The organism is Kocuria sp. KSNUG, from assembly GCF_049532735.1.
Classification (GTDB): domain Bacteria; phylum Actinomycetota; class Actinomycetes; order Actinomycetales; family Micrococcaceae; genus Kocuria; species Kocuria rhizophila.
In genome coordinates this window covers 2,002,367-2,020,005 of record NZ_CP150981.1, presented here as the reverse complement: position 1 = coordinate 2,020,005, position 17,639 = coordinate 2,002,367, and the positions used below count along the sequence as shown (strand labels likewise).

The window sequence follows — 17,639 nt, the reverse complement described above, 5'->3', positions numbered from 1 at the left end:
TCCGGCCATCACCGGGGAGCCCCTCCGGAAGAACGGAACCCCGCGGGGATCTCAGTAGAACCGGACGACTCGGGCCCGTGACAGCCCCCAATGAGCGGCTCGCGGCGTCGTCGGCATCCCCAGCGGCGCGGCGGACAAGCGAGGTGGTACCGCGCCACCGGCGCCCCGTGCGCCAGGGCGTCCTCGCATCCTGAACCACCGGCACCTCAGGATGGAGCACCGTGACCGACTCATTCGTGTACCCCAAGGCGAGCACCGACCCCGACGCCCAGGGCGTCCCCGCGGCCCCGCGTCTGCCCGCGGTCGAGGAGCGCGTCCTCGACTACTGGAAGCGTGACGACACCTTCCAGGCGAGCATCGACCAGCGCGACAGCGGCACGGACGGCTCCAACGAGTTCGTCTTCTACGACGGCCCTCCCTTCGCCAACGGCCTGCCGCACTACGGCCACCTGCTCACCGGCTACGTCAAGGACCTCGTGGCGCGCTACCAGACCCAGCAGGGTCGCCGCGTGGAGCGCCGCTTCGGCTGGGACACCCACGGGTTGCCCGCAGAGCTCGAGGCCATGAAGCAGCTCGGCATGACCGACAAGCAGGACATCGAAGCCATGGGCATCGACACGTTCAACGACGCCTGCCGCGCCTCCGTGATGAAGTACGCCTCCGAGTGGCAGGACTACGTGACCCGCCAGGCCCGCTGGGTGGACTTCGACAACGACTACAAGACGCTGAACCCGGAGTACATGGAGTCCGTGATCGGCGCGTTCAAGGCCCTGGACGACAAGGGCCTGGTCTACTCCGGCTACCGCGTGCTGCCGTACTGCTGGAAGGACGAGACGCCGCTGTCCAACCACGAGCTGCGCATGGACGACGACGTCTACCAGATGCGCCAGGACACCTCCGTGACCGTGGCGTTCCGGCTCTCCGAGGACACCGCGTGGGCCGCGCACCCGGAGGTCGCCGCCGAGCTCGCGGGCGCGGAGGCCATCGCGTGGACCACCACGCCCTGGACCCTGCCCACCAACGAGGCGCTCGCGGTGGGCCCCGCCATAGACTACGTGCTGGTGCCCGGTGCCGGTGAGCTGGCCGGACGCCGCTTCCTCGTGGCGGCAGAGCTCGCGGGCAGCTACGCCAAGGACCTCGGCTACGGGGACGCCGAGGACCCGGCCGCCGCCGTGGCCGAGGCCGTGACCGCGCACTACACGGGCGAGCAGCTCGCGGGCATCCGCTACGCCCCGCTGTGGGACTACTTCACGGACGACGAGCGCTTCGGCACCGCCCAGGCCTGGCAGATCCTCGTGGCGGACTACGTGACCACCACGGACGGCACGGGCATCGTGCACCAGGCTCCGGCCTATGGCGAGGACGACCAGCAGGTGTGCGCCGAGCACGAGATCCCCGTGGTGCTCTCCGTGGACGAGGGCGGGCGCTTCTACGACCTCTTCACGGACGAGTCCCTCGCCGCCGGGGCGCCGCTCGCGGAGCTCGCCGGGCACAACGTGTTCGACAAGGAGGTGGCGCGCACCGTGATCCGGGACCTGCGGGCCCGCGGCGCGCTGCTGCGCGAGGCCTCCTACGAGCACTCCTACCCGCACTGCTGGCGCTGCCGGAACCCCCTGATCTACCGCGCGGTGTCCTCGTGGTTCGTGAGCGTCACGGCCATCAAGGACCGCATGCTGGAGCTGAACCAGCAGATCAACTGGATCCCCGGCAACGTCAAGGACGGCCAGTTCGGCAAGTGGCTGGAGAACGCCCGGGACTGGTCCATCTCCCGCAACCGCTACTGGGGCTCGCCCATCCCCGTGTGGGAGTCGGACGATCCCAACCACCCGCGCCGCGACGTCTACGGCTCCCTCGCGGAGCTGGAGGCGGACTTCGGGCGCCTGCCCCGCAACGCCGACGGCGAGGTGGACCTGCACCGGCCGTGGATCGACGAGCTGACCCGCCCCAACCCGGACGACCCCACGGGGAAGTCCATGATGCGCCGCGTTCCCGAGGTGCTGGACGTGTGGTTCGACTCCGGGTCCATGCCCTACGCGCAGGTGCACTACCCCATGGAGAACCGCGAGTGGTTCGAGACCCACAACCCCGGTGACTTCATCGTGGAGTACATCGGCCAGACCCGCGGCTGGTTCTACACGCTGCACATCCTGGCCACCGCACTGTTCGACCGCCCGGCGTTCCGCAACGTGATCTCCCACGGCATCGTGCTGGGCTCGGACGGACAGAAGATGTCCAAGTCCCTGCGCAATTACCCGGACGTCAACGAGGTCCTGGACCGGGACGGCTCGGACGCCATGCGCTGGTTCCTGATGTCCTCGCCCATCCTGCGCGGCGGGAACCTGGTGGTCACCGAGCAGAGCATCCGTGACGGCGTGCGGCAGATGATCCTGCCGCTGTGGAACGTCTACCACTTCTTCGGCCTCTACACGAACGCCGCCCGCGGGGGAGAGGGCTACGACGCCCAGCCGCGGTACGAGGCCGAGCACGTGATGGACCGCTACATCCTGGCCGAGACCGGCGCCCTGGTCACGGACACCAAGCGGCTCTTCGACGAGTACGACATCTGGGCCGCCGCCGAGCGTCTGCGCGCCTACATGGACACGCTCACCAACTGGTACGTGCGCCGGTCCCGCGAGCGCTTCTTCGAGGAGGACACCGAGGCGTTCGACGTGCTCTACACGTGCCTCGAGACCGTGTGCCGCGTGGCCGCCCCGCTGCTGCCGCTCGTCACCGAGGAGATCTGGCGCGGGCTCACCGGCGGGCGCTCGGTGCACCTGACCGACTGGCCGGACGCCTCCCTGTTCCCGCGGGACGAGGCCCTGCTCACCGCCATGGAGCGCACGCGCGCCATCTGCTCTGCGGGCTCCGCACTGCGCAAGGCCAGCAGCCTGCGCGTGCGCCAGCCGCTCGCCGGCATGACCGTGGCCGTGCCCGGGGCACAGGCGCTCGAGGGCACGTTCCAGGAGATCGTCGCGGACGAGCTGAACCTCAAGTCCGTCACGCTGGTGGACGCGGACGAGGTCTCGGCCGCCGACTACGGCATCTCGCAGGAGCTCAAGGTCAACGCGCGCGCCGCCGGTCCCCGGCTCGGCAAGCAGGTGCAACAGGTCATCCGGGCCACCAAGGCGGGCGACTGGTCCGTGACCGAGGACGGCGGCGTCGTCGCCGGCTCGGTGGCGCTGGAGGAGGGCGAGTACGAGCTGGTCACGGTGGTCGACGACGCCGCGGCGTCCTCCGCGCGCGCCGTCACCGTGCTGCCCGGCGGCGGTTTCCTGGTGCTGGACACCGAGCTGACCGACGAGCTGCGCGCCGAGGGCGTGGCCCGGGACATGGTCCGTGCGATCCAGCAGGCCCGCAAGGACGCCGGGCTGGTGGTCTCGAACCGGATCCGCACCACGGTCCACGCCGACGCCGCGACGCTGGCCGCGGTGGACGCGCACCGCGAGCTCGTGCAGGGGGAGACCCTCACCCGGGAGCTGGAGCTGGTCGAGGCCACGGACCTGGACGTCACCGTGGCGGTGGTGGACGCATGAGCGGCGCCACCGAGCACGAGAACTTCGCGTCCGTCGAGGAGATCTACCAGGGACTGCTGGCCCGGGCGCCGGAGCACAGGATGGCGCCGCGCCTGGACGCCGTGCAGCTCGCGGTCTCCGCGCTGGGGGACCCGCACCGCAGCGCCCCCGTGGTGCAGGTGACCGGGACCAACGGCAAGACGTCGACGGCGCGCATGGTCGAGTCCCTGCTGCTCGCGCACGACCTGCGGGTGGGCCGCTACACCAGCCCGCACCTGGAGCGCGTGACCGAGCGGATCAGCATCGACGGCGAGCCCGTCTCCGACGAGACCTTCGTGCGGATCTACACGGAGATCGCCCCGTACCTGGACCTCGTGGACCGCCACCTGGAGGGCGAGGGCGCCCCGCGCCTGACGTACTTCGAGACCCTCACGGTGCTGGCGTTCGCGGTGTTCGCGGACGAGCCCGTGGACGTGATGGTCCTGGAGGTCGGGATCGGCGGCTCGTGGGACGCCACCACCGTGGCGGACGCGGCGGTCTCCGTGGTCACGCCCGTCGACCTGGACCACACGGACATCCTCGGTGACACCGTGGAGGACATCGCCCGGGAGAAGGCCGGGATCGTCAAGCCGGGCGGGTTCCTCGTGAGCTCCGCCCAGCAGCCGGGTGCGGCCCAGGTGCTGCTCGAGCGCGCGCAGGAGCTGGGAGTTCCCTTCCGCTTCGAGGGCGTGGAGTTCTCCGTGACCGCGCGCACCACCGCCGTGGGCGGGCAGGTCATCACCGTCCAGGGCCTCGCGGGCGAGTACCCGGACGTGATGCTCCCGCTGTTCGGCGCGCACCAGGCGCAGAACGCGGCGGTCGCGATTGCCGCGGTCGAGGCGCTGCTGGGCGGTGGCGAGAAGCCGCTGAACCCCGAGCTCGTGAGCGAGGGTCTGGGCGCGGTGTCCTCGCCCGGACGCCTCGAGCTCGCGCGCAAGGCCCCGCCCGTGGTCCTCGACGCCGCCCACAACCCGCACGGGCTCGTGGCCTCCGCCGCGGCCGTGCGCGAGGGGTTCACGTTCAGCAAGCTCAACCTCGTGGTCGGGGTGCTGGGGGACAAGGACGTGGAGACCATGATGCGGGTGCTCGCGGACGAGTACCACGAGTTCGAGCTGGAGCTGTGGTGCACCGCGTCCCACTCCCCGCGGGCGGTGCCCCCGGCGGAGCTCGCGGAGATCGCCGTGGACATGGGCTTCGACGAGGACGTGGTGCACGTGGCCGATCGCCTGGACGAGGCGTGCTCCGAGGCCATCCAGGACGCCGCGGCCCGCGAGCAGTTCGACGGCGCAGTGCTCGTCACCGGCTCCATCACCGTGGTGGGTGAGGCCCGTGCGCTGCTCGGCCTGTGACCCGTCGCCCGCACCCCTCGTGACCGCACCCCTGGAAGGAGCCGCATGGCCCGCATGACCAAGGCCCAGCGCGAGTGGCGCCCCGGCCAGCCCAAGAAGCCCCGCTCGATCCGCATGATGTTCGCGTCCTGCGTGCTGTGCATCGAGGCGTTCATCGTGTTCTTCGCCGCGCTCACGGCCTACGGGCTGTTCACGCAGGACTGGAGCACACCCCAGAAGCTGTGGCTCATGGGCGGCTCCGTGGTGCTTGCCCTGCTGTTCGTCCTGCTGTGCGCGGTGCTGCGCAGGCCGTGGGGCTACGCGGCCGGATGGGTGCTGCAACTCGTGCTGATCGCCACCGGCTTCGTAGTCCCCGCCATGTTCTGGATCGGGGCGCTGTGCGCGCTCGCGTGGTGGTACGCCGTGGTCAAGGGCGGGCGCATGGACCGGGAGAACGTGCAGCGCGCCGAGGAGCAGCGCCGCTGGGAGGCGGAGAACCCCCGGGTGTGAGCCACTCGGGCGGGCGCGGCCCCACGAGCGGTCCCGCGTTCGCTAGGCTCGGTCCCGAACCGGGTGCGGGGCCCACCAGGGCTCCCGCACCTCCACCCCGACACCAAGGAGACCCATGTCCCAGCGCACCCTCGTCCTCGTCAAGCCGGACGGCGTCGAGCGCGGCCTCACCGGTCAGATCCTGGCCCGCATCGAGGCCAAGGGCTACACCCTCGCGGAGCTCAAGCTCGTGCACGCCACCCGGGAGATCCTGGAGCAGCACTACGCCGAGCACCAGGGCAAGCCGTTCTTCGAGCCGCTCGTGCAGTTCATGCTCTCGGGCCCGGTGGTCGCCGCCGTGGTGGAGGGCGACCGCGTGATCGAGGGCTTCCGCAGCCTCGCCGGGGCCACCGAGCCCACCACGGCCGCCCCGGGCACCATCCGCGGGGACCTGGGCCGCGACTGGGGCGAGAAGGTCCAGAAGAACCTCGTGCACGGCTCGGACTCCCCGGAGTCCGCCGAGCGCGAGATCGGCATCTGGTTCGCCTGAGCCACACCCGCACCACCACGGCGCGTGCCAGACCCTCGGGCTTGGCACGGGCCGTTGGCCTGCGGGAACGACGACGGGGCGGCACCCACGCTGGGTGCCGCCCCGTCGTCGTCGTGCCCGGGACTCGTCAGCCGAGGATCGCCGGGGCGAAGCGGACGGCCACCACGCCGAAGACCACCACGAGCACCGCGGTGCCCAGCAGCCAGGCCCACGCGGTGGAGCCGGCGCCCTCCCGGCCGGCGCCACCGAGCATTCCGGCACGGCGCATCCGTGCCGTCGTGTGGGCCAGCAGGTAGGTCTGCGCGCACCACACGATCATGCAGTACAGGCACAGGGCGTTGATGTGGAACGTGGTCTGCCACCACAGCCACAGGGTGAACACGGAACCGGCGGCGATCCCGAGCCACAGCAGCCACCAGAACCAGCGGGCGTAGCGCGCCCCGGCCAGCACGCCCACCGCCACGGCGAGCACCACGGCGTAGGCCACGATCCCGATGAACGGGTTGGGGAAGCCGAACAGCTCCGCCTGCGGGGTGCGCATGACCGTGCCGCAGGCCAGCCACGCGTTGATGTCGCAGCTCGCCCGGTGCCCGGCGTCCTGGTACAGGGCCAGCCGCTCGGCCACGAGCTCCGCGGACGCCGCGAAGCCGATCAGGGAGAGGACCACGGCCAGCACCCCCAGGTGCGGTCCGAGCGCGTCACGGGTGGCGGAACCGTGTCCGAGGGGGTACCGCTCGGGTGTCCCGTGGCGGTGGTGGGTGCGGGGCGGGATGCTGAACTCACGCGCCCGATCGTAGACCACCGGCCGGGGGACGTGCCGCGCGGAGGTGCGCCTCCGGTGGCTCCCACCGCGGTGGAGCTGTGGCGTGCACCACCAGGATGCGCGGCCACAGGGGACGACTGTGAGATACTGGTGCGCGGTCGGTCCTCAAGCCGCACGTGAGGCACCGGCCCGGCAGGAGCACCGACAACCATCGGTACGGACCCGCGGCTCTCACAGGATCGAGCGCGTCCGCCACCGGTTCAAGTTCGCGGTCCCACGGACCGAGCGACTCGGGCATCCGCCGGCTCGCGGACAGCGCGCCCCACAGGCCGCGCCCGCGGGTACGACACCGACTTCCGGCGGCCGCGTGGAGAACACCGGCTCGACCGACCGAGCACACCTCGGGCCCGGGTGCGGACGGTGCCCCGAGCAGGAGCACAACTGCACATGGAACCTGAACAGGACACCACCGCACAGACCCCCGAGGCCACGGTGACCCCCGTGGACGGCACGAGCCAGGCGATCGCCACGGCCGCCGCCGTCGACGCCGGCGAGGTCCCCGCCGCTCCGGAGCCCGCCGCCGAGAAGGCGGCCGAGGAGACGAACGAAGCAACCGCGGCCCACCAGGCGGACGACGACGCCGCGGCGGGCCAGGACACCGGGTCCCAGAAGACGGAGACCGCGGAGCAGGACGGTGCCGCGGCGGAGAAGGCCACCGATGCCTCGGCCGAGAACACGGCGTCCGACGACGACGGCTCCGCGCAGGAGAGCACCCAGCCCCCCACGCAGGACGACTTCGGAGCCTTCGGCCCCGGTGCCTCGTTGCTGTTCCGCGCCCCGGACCCGGAGGAGATCCGCCGTGCGGCCGAGGCGCAGAAGGCCCGCCTGCGCGAGGCCGCCCAGGAGCGCGATGCCGAGCGCGCGGCGCACCGCGACGAGGACGAGGACGACGAGAACGGGAGCGTCTCGAGCAGGCGGCGCCGGCGGCGTCGTCGCGGGGACGAGGACATGGAGCTCGTGGACGACTCCGACGGCTCCGTGACGCGGGTGCGCGCCCCGCGCGGCGCGTCCGAGGGCACGGGCAGCGACGAGGTGGTCGGTGTCCGGGGCTCCACGCGCCTGGAGGCCAAGCGCCAGCGCCGTCGCGAGTCCCGCCAGTTCGGCCGCCGCCGCCACGTGATCACCGAGGCCGAGTTCCTGGCCCGCCGCGAGTCCGTGGAGCGCAAGATGCTGGTCCGTCAGAAGGAGGACCGCATCCAGATCGGCGTGCTCGAGGACGGGATCCTCGCGGAGCACTTCGTCTCCCACACCACGCAGGACTCGCTGATCGGCAACGTGTACGTGGGCAAGGTGCAGAACGTCCTGCCGTCCATGGAGGCCGCGTTCGTGGACATCGGACGCGGGCGCAACGCCGTGCTCTACGCCGGCGAGGTGGACTGGGACGCCGCGGAGCTGGGCAACAAGCCCCGCAAGATCGAGAACGCCCTGAAGCCCGGCAGCACGGTGCTCGTGCAGGTCACCAAGGACCCCGTGGGGCACAAGGGCGCCCGGCTCACCAGCCAGGTGTCCCTGCCGGGGCGCTACCTCGTGTACGTGCCCGGCGGGTCCATGACCGGGATCTCCCGCAAGCTCCCGGACGTGGAGCGCCAGCGGCTCAAGAAGATCCTCAAGGACCGGCTGCCCGAGGGCGCGGGCGTGATCGTGCGCACCGCTGCGGAGGGCGCGTCCGAGACCGAGCTGACCAACGACATCAACCGGCTGCGCTCCCAGTGGGAGCAGATCCAGGAGAAGGCGGGCTCCACCAAGACCCTGGCGCCGGAGCTGCTCTACGCCGAGCCGGACCTCACCATCAAGACGGTCCGCGACGTGTTCAACGAGGACTTCACCGCCATGGTGGTCCAGGGCGAGCAGGCGTGGGACAACATCGAGGCGTACGTGACCTACGTGGCCCCGGACCTGCTGGACCGGCTGCAGCGCTGGACGGAGGACGAGGATCTCTTCGAGCACATGCGCGTGGAGGAGCAGATCCAGAAGGCCCTGGAGCGCAAGGTGTTCCTGCCCTCCGGCGGCTCGCTCGTGATCGACCGCACCGAGGCCATGACCGTGGTGGACGTCAATACCGGCAAGTTCACCGGTTCCGGCGGCAACCTCGAGGAGACCGTCACCAAGAACAACCTCGAGGCCGCCGAGGAGATCGTGCGCCAGCTGCGGCTGCGGGACATCGGCGGGATCATCGTGGTGGACTTCATCGACATGGTCCTGGAGTCCAACCGGGACCTCGTGCTGCGCCGGCTCGTGGAGTGCCTGGGCCGTGACCGCACCAAGCACCAGGTGGCGGAGGTGACCTCCCTGGGTCTCGTGCAGATGACGCGCAAGCGCATGGGCACCGGCCTGCTCGAGGTCTTCTCGGAGCCGTGCGAGGAGTGCGCGGGCCGCGGCGTCGTTGTCCACGACCACCCCCTCAAGGGTCGCTCCACGGCCACCGCGCCGGACCACCGCGGCGGCAACCGCAACGAGCGCAAGCGCTCGCGGCAGAAGCAGAACCAGCCGCAGGACAAGCCCCGGTCCAACAACCGGGGTGGCGCGGACGACCAGCAGCAGGCCCGGGACGAGGCCGCCCGCACGGCGTTCGCGAACATCGCGGCCGCCTCCTCCCACGAGGACGACGACGCCCAGGGCGCCTCCCGCGGCGGAGCCGAGCACAAGGACTCGACCGGCCAGCACGCGGAGCACGGGAACCAGGGCCCGGAGCAGGCGTCCGAGCACGGTTCGGCGGACTCCGAGAGCGGGCGGCGTCGGAAGAAGCGCCGCGGCAAGCGCAGCCGCGGTCGCGGGAACCAGGGCGAGGACACCGCCACCGAGAACGGTGGGAACGGTGCCTCCGAACCCCGCGGCGAGCACGCCGCGGGTGACGCCGGGTCCAGCCTGACGATCCACGGTGAGGTCATCGAGCTCCCCCAGGGGCAGAAGGACGAGCGCGCGGAGCAGGAGGCGCTCACCCTGGACTCGCTCTCCGCGGCCTTCTCGGCCGAGGACTCCGGCGAGGACGCGTCGCAGGACCGCGCCGGGTCCGGTCGCGGCTCCGCACGGCGGGGCGGGGAGGGCTCGAAGGGCCGCGGGGGACGTTCTACGGGCCAGCGCGGCCGGGGTCGCGGCAACGGCGCGGCGTCGTCCGACCCCGAGCAGACCCGGCCCGAGCAGCCCGAGGGCTCCGCGCCGGAGCGGGACGCGCAGAAGCAGGCGCCGTCCGAGAGCGGAGCTGGAGAGCAGGCCCCGTCCGGGCGCGTCACGGCGGCACAGTCCGCCACTGACGCCGCTCCCGCCAAGCGGCGCCGCGGTTCCCGCCGCGCCGTGGCTCCCACGGCCGCACCGGGTGCCGGAAGCGTGGAGACTCGTGAGTACGACGCCGCCGAGCGCTCGGCCACGCGGTTCACCGCCGCGGCAGCGCCCGTGGGCTCGGCCTCCTCGGACGGTCAGCCCACCATCGTGGGTGTGGGCGTGAGCGCCCGGGACATCACGATGACCCCCAAGGGGGACTGAGGCCCCGCGCGGCGCTCCCGGGAGGGCCGCGGGGAGCACCCACCACAGGAGCGCTCGGACTCGTCCGGGCGCTCCTGTGGCATGATCGGGACCACGTGCACGGGGTGCCGCACGGCGGCTGAGAACACACCCGTAGAACCTGATCTAGCTCGTACTAGCGAAGGGAATGTCGTGAACCTCACGCCTTCTGTCCCCGCCCCCCGCGTCCTCTCGATCGCCGGCACGGACCCCACGGGTGGTGCCGGGCACGCCGCAGACCTGAAGTCCATCGCCGCCATGGGCGGCTTCGGGCTGAGCGTGGTCACCGCGGTGGTCGCGCAGAACACGCAGGGCGTGGTGGCCGTCCACACCCCACCCGTGTCCGTGCTGCAGGCGCAGCTGGACGCCGTGGCGCAGGACGTGGAGCTGGATGCCGTGAAGGTCGGGATGCTCGGCTCGGTGGACGTCATCGAGACGGTGGGGGCGTGGCTCGCGGCCCACCGTGTGCCCGTGGTCGTGATCGACCCCGTGATGGTGGCCACCGCCGGCGGGCGGCTGCTCGCATCCGACGCCGAGGACGCACTGCGCGGCATCCTGCACCACGCGGACCTGATCACCCCCAACCTGCCCGAGCTCGCCGTGCTCGCGGAGCGGCCCGTGGCCACCACGTGGGACGAGGCCCTCGAGCAGGGCCGGGCCGTGGCGGAGACGTTCGGCACGCGGGTGCTGGTCAAGGGCGGGCACCTGAGCGGGGAGTCCACCCCGGACGCCCTCGTGGTCCCGGGCCGGACCGATCCCGTGGCCCAGTACTCGGGGACGAGGGTGGCCACGCGCAACACCCACGGCACCGGGTGCTCGCTGTCGTCCGCGGTGGCCACGGTCGTGGCGCGCACGGGGGACTGGGCACAGGGCATCGACACCGCCCGCCGCTGGCTGCGCGGTGCGCTGCGTGCGGCGGACTCCCTGCACGTGGGCCACGGCAACGGCCCGGTCCACCACTTCCACCACGTCCAGGACCTCGTCACGGACCCCGCCTTCGTGGCCGCGGCGTCGTGCGGGGACACCGAGGAGCCCGGCAGCCGCTTCACCGACGAGCTCTGGGAGGCGAGCGCGCCGATCCGCGAGCGGATCGCGGTCCTGCCCTTCGTGGTGGGGCTGGGGGACGGCACGCTGGAGCGGGACGAGTTCGAGCGCTACCTGGACCAGGACATGCAGTACCTGGACGCCTACTCGCGGGCCCTCGCGCTGCTCGCGGCGGCGGCACCCGAGGAGAGCACCCGGGAGTTCTTCGCCACGGCGGCGGCCGCCGTGGTCACGGGGGAGTCCGCACTGCACCGCGCGCGGCTGGACGGGCGCGCCCCGCAACCGCCCTCCGGGACCACGAGCGCGTACGCGGACTTCCTGCTCGCCCGCACGGGGCAGGACGGGTTCGCGGTGGGTGCCGCCGCGGTCCTGCCCTGCTACTGGCTCTACGCGCACGTGGGGGCGGCGCTCACGGCGCGGGCACGCCGCACGGGGCTGCAGGGGCATCCGTACGCGGACTGGCTCGAGACCTACGACGACCCGCAGTTCCACGCCGCCACGGAGGTGGCCCGTGCCGCCGTGGACCGCGCCGCCGAGCAGGCGGACACCGCCACGCGCGAGGCCATGCGCCGCGCGTTCCTGCGCGCGTGCCACCTGGAGCTCGAGTTCTTCGCACAGACCTCGGCCGCCACCGCACGCCAGGAGGGCTGATCCCGCACGGCGGAGAGCCCGCGAGTGGCGTGACTTCCGGGGATCGGGTAGTCTGGACTGTCGGTGCCGGACACCGGTGTGCGCATAGTCGTTTTCATGCGCCCGGACTCGGCACACTCGGGTGAACTTCCTGTTCTCGGTGCGACAGCCACGCAGAGAGCGGGTCGGTCACAGACCACCGCGGCGTGATGTCTCGACATTCGCAGTCCGGCAGGAGCCCACCCGACCTTTACACGCAGTCCATAGATGTCGAGAGAAGTGAGTTCCCAAGTGGTGTACGCGATTGTCCGCGCAGGCGGCCGCCAGGAGAAGGTTTCCGTCGGAGACCTCGTGACCCTTGACCGCGTCGCCGGCGAGGCAGGCAGCACCGTAGAGCTTCCTGCGCTGCTGCTGGTCGATGGGGACAAGGTCACCTCCGACTCCAAGACCCTGGCCGACGTCAAGGTCACGGCCGAGATCGTCGAGGACCTGCGCGGTCCCAAGATCTCGATCATGAAGTACAAGAACAAGACCGGCTACAAGAAGCGCCAGGGCTTCCGTGCTGAGCTGACCACGGTCAAGATCACCGGCATCGACGCCTGATTTCCCGGTCCCCCATACATTTCCAACGAAGGTAGGCACACACCATGGCACACAAGAAGGGTGCGAGCTCCACTCGCAACGGCCGTGACTCCAACGCCCAGTACCTGGGTGTCAAGCGCTTCGGCGGCCAGTCCGTCAACGCCGGCGAGATCATCGTCCGCCAGCGTGGAACCCACTTCCACCCGGGCCTGAACATGGGCCGCGGCAAGGACGACACCCTGTTCGCCCTGGCCGCCGGTGTCGTCGAGTTCGGCACCCGTCGTGGCCGCCGCGTGGTCAACATCCAGACCGCCGAGTAGTCAGTTCTTCCGGACCCCAGGGTCCACCCGCCGTCACCGCAGCGTGACGGCGACCACTGGAGGGTGGGCGCGTCACGCGCTCACCCTCTAGTCTTTTCAGGACAGCCCCGTCTCCCCGCCCCGCGCGGGGGACCCCAGAATCCGAGGAGCCACGTGGCCAGTTTTGTTGATCGAGTCATCGTCCACGCCACGGGCGGCAACGGCGGCCACGGCTGCGTCTCCGTCAAGCGCGAGAAGTTCAAGCCGCTCGGCGGCCCGGACGGCGGCAACGGCGGGGACGGCGGCTCCGTGATCCTGCGGGTGGACGGGCAGTCCACCACCCTGCTGGGCTTCCACCACGCCCCGCACCAGAAGGCCCCCAACGGGGAGCCCGGCAAGGGGGACATGCGCCACGGCTTCAAGGGCCAGGACCTCGTGCTCTCCGTGCCGGACGGCACCGTGGTCAAGGACCGCGAGGGCAACGTGCTCGCGGACCTGCTGGGGGAGGGCAGCGAGTATGTGCTGGCCTCCGGCGGCATGGGCGGGCGTGGCAACGCGGCGCTCGCGTCCCCCAAGCGCAAGGCTCCCGGTTTCGCGCTGCTCGGCACCCCGGGTGAGGAGCAGGAGGTGGAGCTGGAGCTGAAGTCCATTGCGGACATCGCGCTCGTGGGCTTCCCCTCCGCCGGCAAGTCCAGCCTGATCGCCGCGATGAGTGCCGCGCGGCCCAAGATCGCCGACTACCCCTTCACCACGCTGGTCCCCAACCTGGGTGTGGTCCAGGCCGGCGACACGCGCTTCACCGTGGCGGACGTTCCCGGTCTGATCCCGGGCGCGTCCGAGGGCAAGGGACTCGGCCTGGAATTCCTGCGCCACGTGGAGCGCTGCGCCGCCCTGGTGCACGTGATCGACTGCGCCACCCTGGAACCGGGCCGCGACCCGCTGAGCGACCTCGACGCGCTGGAGGCGGAGCTCGCCCACTACGCGCAGGACATCGAGGACGACGACCCGTCCTCGATCCCGCTCACCGAACGGCCCCGCCTGGTGGTGCTCAACAAGGTGGACGTGCCCGAGGCCCGGGAGCTCGCGGACTTCGTGCGCACCGAGCTCGAGGAGCGCGGCTACCCCGTGTTCGAGATCTCCGCGGCGTCCCACGAGGGGTTGCGGGAGCTGAGCTTCGCGATGGCTCGCCTGGTCTCGGAAGCACGGGCCCAGGAGGAGGCGCGTGAGGAGCGGCGTCGCACCGTGCCGGTGCTGCAGCCCGAGCCCGCGCGGCGTCGTCGTGGCAGGGACCGCCACGAGTTCGTGATCACCCGCGAGGACCGTGCCGAGGAGCCGCTGTACCACGTGCGGGGCGAGAAGCCCGAGCGCTGGGTGCTGCAGACGGACTTCAACAACGACGAGGCCGTGGGCTACCTCGCGGACCGCTTCGCCAAGCTGGGCATCGAGGACGAGCTGTTCCGGATCGGTGCCAAGCCGGGCAACGCCGTGCTGATCGGACCCGAGGAGAACGGCGTGGTCTTCGACTGGGAGCCCACCATGGTGGGCGGCGCCGAGCTGCTGGGCGGACCCCGCGGTTCGGACCTGCGCCTCGAGGAGACCTCCCGACCCACCCGCCGCGAGAAGCGGGAACAGTTCTACGACCGCATGGACGCGAAGTCCGAGGCCCGCGCGGAGCTCGAGCAGGAGCGCCGCGCCGGGATCTGGACCGAGTCCGTGGATGCACGAGATCGCCGCCGCACGTCCGAGACGAAGGAGACGAACGAGAAGTGACCCACCACGAGAAGACCCACACCGAGACCATCGACGTCTCCGCCGTGGAGCAGCAGGCCTCGAAGTCCGCGATCCAGCTCAGCACGGAGAGCCGCGGCAAGAACCGGCGCTCGGCCATCGAGAGACGCGAGGAGCTGCCCAAGGCGCGGCGCGTGGTCGTGAAGGTGGGCTCCTCGTCCCTGACCTCCATCGAGAACTCGATCGACGAGAACGCCCTGCGCTCGATCGTGGACGCCCTCGGACGCATCAAGGCCCAGGGTGTGGAGGTGGTGTTCGTGTCCTCGGGCGCCATCACCGCCGGGCTGCAGCCCCTGGGGCTGTCCAGGCGGCCCAAGGACCTCGCGACCAAGCAGGCCGCGGCGTCGGTGGGCCAGGGTCTGCTGATCTCCCGCTACACCGAGCACTTCGCGCGCTACGACGTCACGGTGGGGCAGGTGCTCGTGACCGCCGAGGACCTCATGCGCCACTCGCAGTACAAGAACGCGCACCGCCAGATCGAGCGGCTGCTGGACCTGGGGATCCTGCCGATCGTCAACGAGAACGACGCCGTGGCCACCCACGAGATCAAGTTCGGCGACAACGACCGGATCGCAGCACTCGTGGCGCACCTGATCAAGGCCGACGCGCTGCTGCTGCTCTCGGACGTGGACGCGCTCTACACCCGCCCGCCCAAGGACGGCGGCGAGCGCATCCCCACCGTCACGGACCCCATCGCGGACCTCGAGGGCGTGGAGATCGGCACCGTGGGCCGCGCTGGAGTGGGCTCCGGCGGGATGGTGACCAAGGTGCAGGCCGCGCGCATCGCGGCGGCGTCGGGCATCCCGGCGCTCGTGACCTCCGCGGCGAACATCGAGAGCGCACTGGCCGGGGAAGACGTGGGCACGTGGTTCGCCACCACTGGCGGGCGACGCAACGTGCGCCTGCTGTGGCTCGCGCACCTCGCGGACATCAAGGGCACCCTCACCCTGGACGACGGCGCCGTGGAGGCCGTTCGCGGCCGGCGCTCCCTGCTCGCGGCGGGGGTCACCGCGGTAGAGGGCACCTTCAGCGCGGGAGACCCCGTGTCCATGGTGGACTCGACCGGCACCGAGGTGGGCCACGGGCTCGTGAACTACGGCTCGGACGAGATCCCCGGGATGCTCGGCAAGCGCACCTACGAGCTGGGGGAGGAGTTCGGGGAGGACTACGCGCGCGAGCTCGTGCACGTGGACAACCTCGTGAACCTGCGCCCCCGCTCCGCCCGCACCAAACTCACGTGAGCACCCCGGGCTGACACCGGAGACCCGCGGCGGCAGAGTGAAGGGCACTGTCCTGCCCGGTCCCGCCGCCGCTTCCGGACACCGCAGCCGCCGGACCCGTACGACACCGACCGCACCGCCCGCCACACACCCGCAGGAGGAACCATGGCCGAGAACACGTCCGTACTGACCGCCCAGGAGACGTTCGGGGACGATCCCGTCACCGGAGTGGGCCTGATGGCCGACGACGCCCGCGTGGCCGCGCGCACCCTCGCCAGGGCACCGCGTGCCTGGAAGGACCGGGCGCTGCACCTCATGGCGGACCGCATCGAGTCGCGCCGCGACGTGATCCTCGAGGCCAACGCCCGGGACCTGGAGCGCGGTCGCGAGGCCGGCACCTCTGCGGCGCTGCTGGACCGCCTCAAGCTGGACGCCGCGCGCATCACGGGACTCGCGGACGCGCTGCGCGAGCTGGCCGCGCTGCCGGACCCGGTGGGCTCCGTGGTGCGTGGTCAGACCCTCGCGAACGGGCTGCGGATGCGCCAGGTGCGCGTGCCCATGGGCGTGGTGGGCGTGATCTACGAGGCACGCCCCAACGTGACCGTGGACATCGCCGGGATCGCCGTGAAGTCCGGCAACGCCGTGCTGCTGCGCGGCGGCTCCGCGGCGTTCGACTCCAACCGGGCCCTCGTGGGTGTCCTGCGGGACGCCCTCGCGGACGCCAAGCTGCCCGTGGACTGCGTCCAGACCGTGGACGACTACGGCCGGGACGGCGCCAACGCCCTGATGGGTGCCCGCGGCAAGGTGGACGTGCTCATCCCGCGCGGCGGGCGCGGCCTGATCCAGTCCGTGGTCACGAACGCCACGGTGCCCGTGATCGAGACCGGGGAGGGCAACGTGCACGTGCTCGTGGACGCCTCCGCCCCCGCGGAGACGGCCACCCGGCTGGTGGTCAACTCCAAGACCCACCGCACCTCCACGTGCAACTCCGCGGAGACCCTCCTGCTGCACGCGGACGCGCAGGAGACCGGCAAGGAGGTCCTCGCCGCACTCGACAAGGCCGGTGTGACCCTGCACGTGGACGACCGCGCCGCGGCGCTGCTGCCCCCGGGCTCGGACCATCTCAAGGCCACGGACGAGGACTGGGCCACCGAGTACCTGGACATGGACATGGCGGTGAAGGTCGTGGACTCGCTGGACGACGCACTCGAGCACATCCGGCGCTACTCCACGGGCCACACCGAGGCGATCATCACCAACGACCTCGCCAATGCCGAACGGTTCACCGCCGAGGTGGACTCCGCCGCGGTCATGGTCAACGCGTCCACGCGGTTCACGGACGGCGGCCAGCTGGGACTCGGTGCGGAGATCGGGATCTCCACGCAGAAGATGCACGCGCGCGGCCCCATGGGCCTGGAGGAGCTGACCACCACCAAGTGGGTGGTCCAGGGTGACGGTCACGTGCGCCCCTGAGACGTACCATGGAACGGACGTGGCGCGACAGACGTCCGCCGCACCACACCACCGGCGCCGCCGGTCCGAGAAGGGAAACGCATGAGCTCGCTGCACCTGCTGTCCAACGCCACCCTCGTGGCCTCCGAGGGAGCCCACCACGTGAACGAGGAGCTGCTCTCCATGGCGCCGGTGTTCGGCATCGTGGCGTTCGTGCTCTTCGTGGTGAGCCTGCTGGCCGCCATGTCCTTCTCCTCCCGCGGCAAGGCCCCCGTGGTCGGGGAGTACCACGATCCCTCGCAGCTGCCCGCGGACGAGCAGGCCATGCTCGACAGCGTGCACGCCGCACCGCGTCACTGACGCCGGACCGCCTGGAGTGAATCCC

Annotated in this window: 13 protein-coding genes and 1 riboswitch; of the genes, 12 read left to right on the top strand and 1 reads right to left on the bottom strand. The window is 71.4% G+C overall.

The window, feature by feature from the left end:
• The first annotated feature begins 221 nt into the window (after positions 1–221).
• The 4 genes from ileS (at position 222) to ndk (ending at position 5,918) form a co-directional block, all read left to right on the top strand.
• A complete protein-coding gene (ileS, locus tag AABM36_RS08805; RefSeq protein ID WP_423445845.1) occupies positions 222–3,533 on the top strand; it encodes an isoleucine--tRNA ligase in 3,312 nt (1,103 codons plus the stop codon).
• A complete protein-coding gene (locus AABM36_RS08800; protein WP_423445843.1) occupies positions 3,530–4,900 on the top strand; it encodes a bifunctional folylpolyglutamate synthase/dihydrofolate synthase in 1,371 nt (456 codons plus the stop codon). Before ileS ends, AABM36_RS08800 begins: the two co-directional genes overlap by 4 nt.
• 45 nt (positions 4,901–4,945) lie before the next feature.
• Complete coding sequence (locus AABM36_RS08795) at positions 4,946–5,389, top strand: DUF4233 domain-containing protein (RefSeq protein ID WP_019309032.1); 444 nt, start codon at positions 4,946–4,948, stop codon at positions 5,387–5,389.
• Between the two features lie 115 nt (positions 5,390–5,504).
• The gene (gene ndk / locus AABM36_RS08790) at positions 5,505–5,918 is read left to right on the top strand and encodes a nucleoside-diphosphate kinase (RefSeq protein ID WP_012398194.1); all 414 of its coding nucleotides are present in this window, start codon (positions 5,505–5,507) and stop codon (positions 5,916–5,918) included.
• A 127-nt stretch (positions 5,919–6,045) separates the two neighbouring features.
• Here the strand turns inward: ndk and AABM36_RS08785 are convergent, their stop codons facing one another.
• Entirely contained in the window at positions 6,046–6,720 is a 675-nt protein-coding gene (locus tag AABM36_RS08785) for a vitamin K epoxide reductase family protein (RefSeq protein WP_423445841.1), read from the bottom strand.
• Between the two features lie 408 nt (positions 6,721–7,128).
• Here AABM36_RS08785 and AABM36_RS08780 point away from each other — a divergent pair, with 408 nt between their 5' ends.
• The 8 genes from AABM36_RS08780 to AABM36_RS08745 all read left to right on the top strand — a co-directional run bounded on the left by AABM36_RS08780 (position 7,129) and on the right by AABM36_RS08745 (position 17,614).
• Entirely contained in the window at positions 7,129–10,221 is a 3,093-nt protein-coding gene (locus tag AABM36_RS08780; protein WP_423445839.1) for an Rne/Rng family ribonuclease, read from the top strand.
• A gap of 90 nt (positions 10,222–10,311) precedes the next feature.
• Positions 10,312–10,405, top strand: a riboswitch (TPP riboswitch).
• On the top strand, positions 10,393–11,934 hold the full coding sequence (locus AABM36_RS08775; RefSeq protein ID WP_406925295.1) for a bifunctional hydroxymethylpyrimidine kinase/phosphomethylpyrimidine kinase: 1,542 nt from the start codon (positions 10,393–10,395) through the stop codon (positions 11,932–11,934). (Overlaps the previous riboswitch by 13 nt.)
• A 270-nt stretch (positions 11,935–12,204) precedes the next feature.
• Positions 12,205–12,516 (top strand): 50S ribosomal protein L21, encoded by a 312-nt coding sequence (gene rplU, locus AABM36_RS08770; protein WP_039101259.1) that lies wholly within the window; start codon positions 12,205–12,207, stop codon positions 12,514–12,516.
• A 44-nt stretch (positions 12,517–12,560) separates the two neighbouring features.
• Positions 12,561–12,815, top strand: a complete 255-nt coding sequence (gene rpmA / locus AABM36_RS08765; RefSeq protein WP_012398199.1) for a 50S ribosomal protein L27 — start codon at positions 12,561–12,563, stop codon at positions 12,813–12,815.
• A gap of 153 nt (positions 12,816–12,968) precedes the next feature.
• Positions 12,969–14,564, top strand: a complete 1,596-nt coding sequence (gene obgE, locus AABM36_RS08760; RefSeq protein WP_406925294.1) for a GTPase ObgE — start codon at positions 12,969–12,971, stop codon at positions 14,562–14,564.
• Positions 14,561–15,823, top strand: coding sequence for a glutamate 5-kinase (gene proB / locus AABM36_RS08755; protein WP_406925293.1), 1,263 nt, complete (start codon positions 14,561–14,563; stop codon positions 15,821–15,823). The genes obgE and proB overlap by 4 nt, the downstream gene beginning before the upstream one ends.
• Before the next feature lie 144 nt (positions 15,824–15,967).
• On the top strand, positions 15,968–17,275 hold the full coding sequence (locus tag AABM36_RS08750; RefSeq protein ID WP_406925292.1) for a glutamate-5-semialdehyde dehydrogenase: 1,308 nt from the start codon (positions 15,968–15,970) through the stop codon (positions 17,273–17,275).
• A gap of 81 nt (positions 17,276–17,356) precedes the next feature.
• Complete coding sequence (locus tag AABM36_RS08745) at positions 17,357–17,614, top strand: hypothetical protein (RefSeq protein ID WP_039101256.1); 258 nt, start codon at positions 17,357–17,359, stop codon at positions 17,612–17,614.
• Positions 17,615–17,639 lie beyond the last annotated feature (25 nt).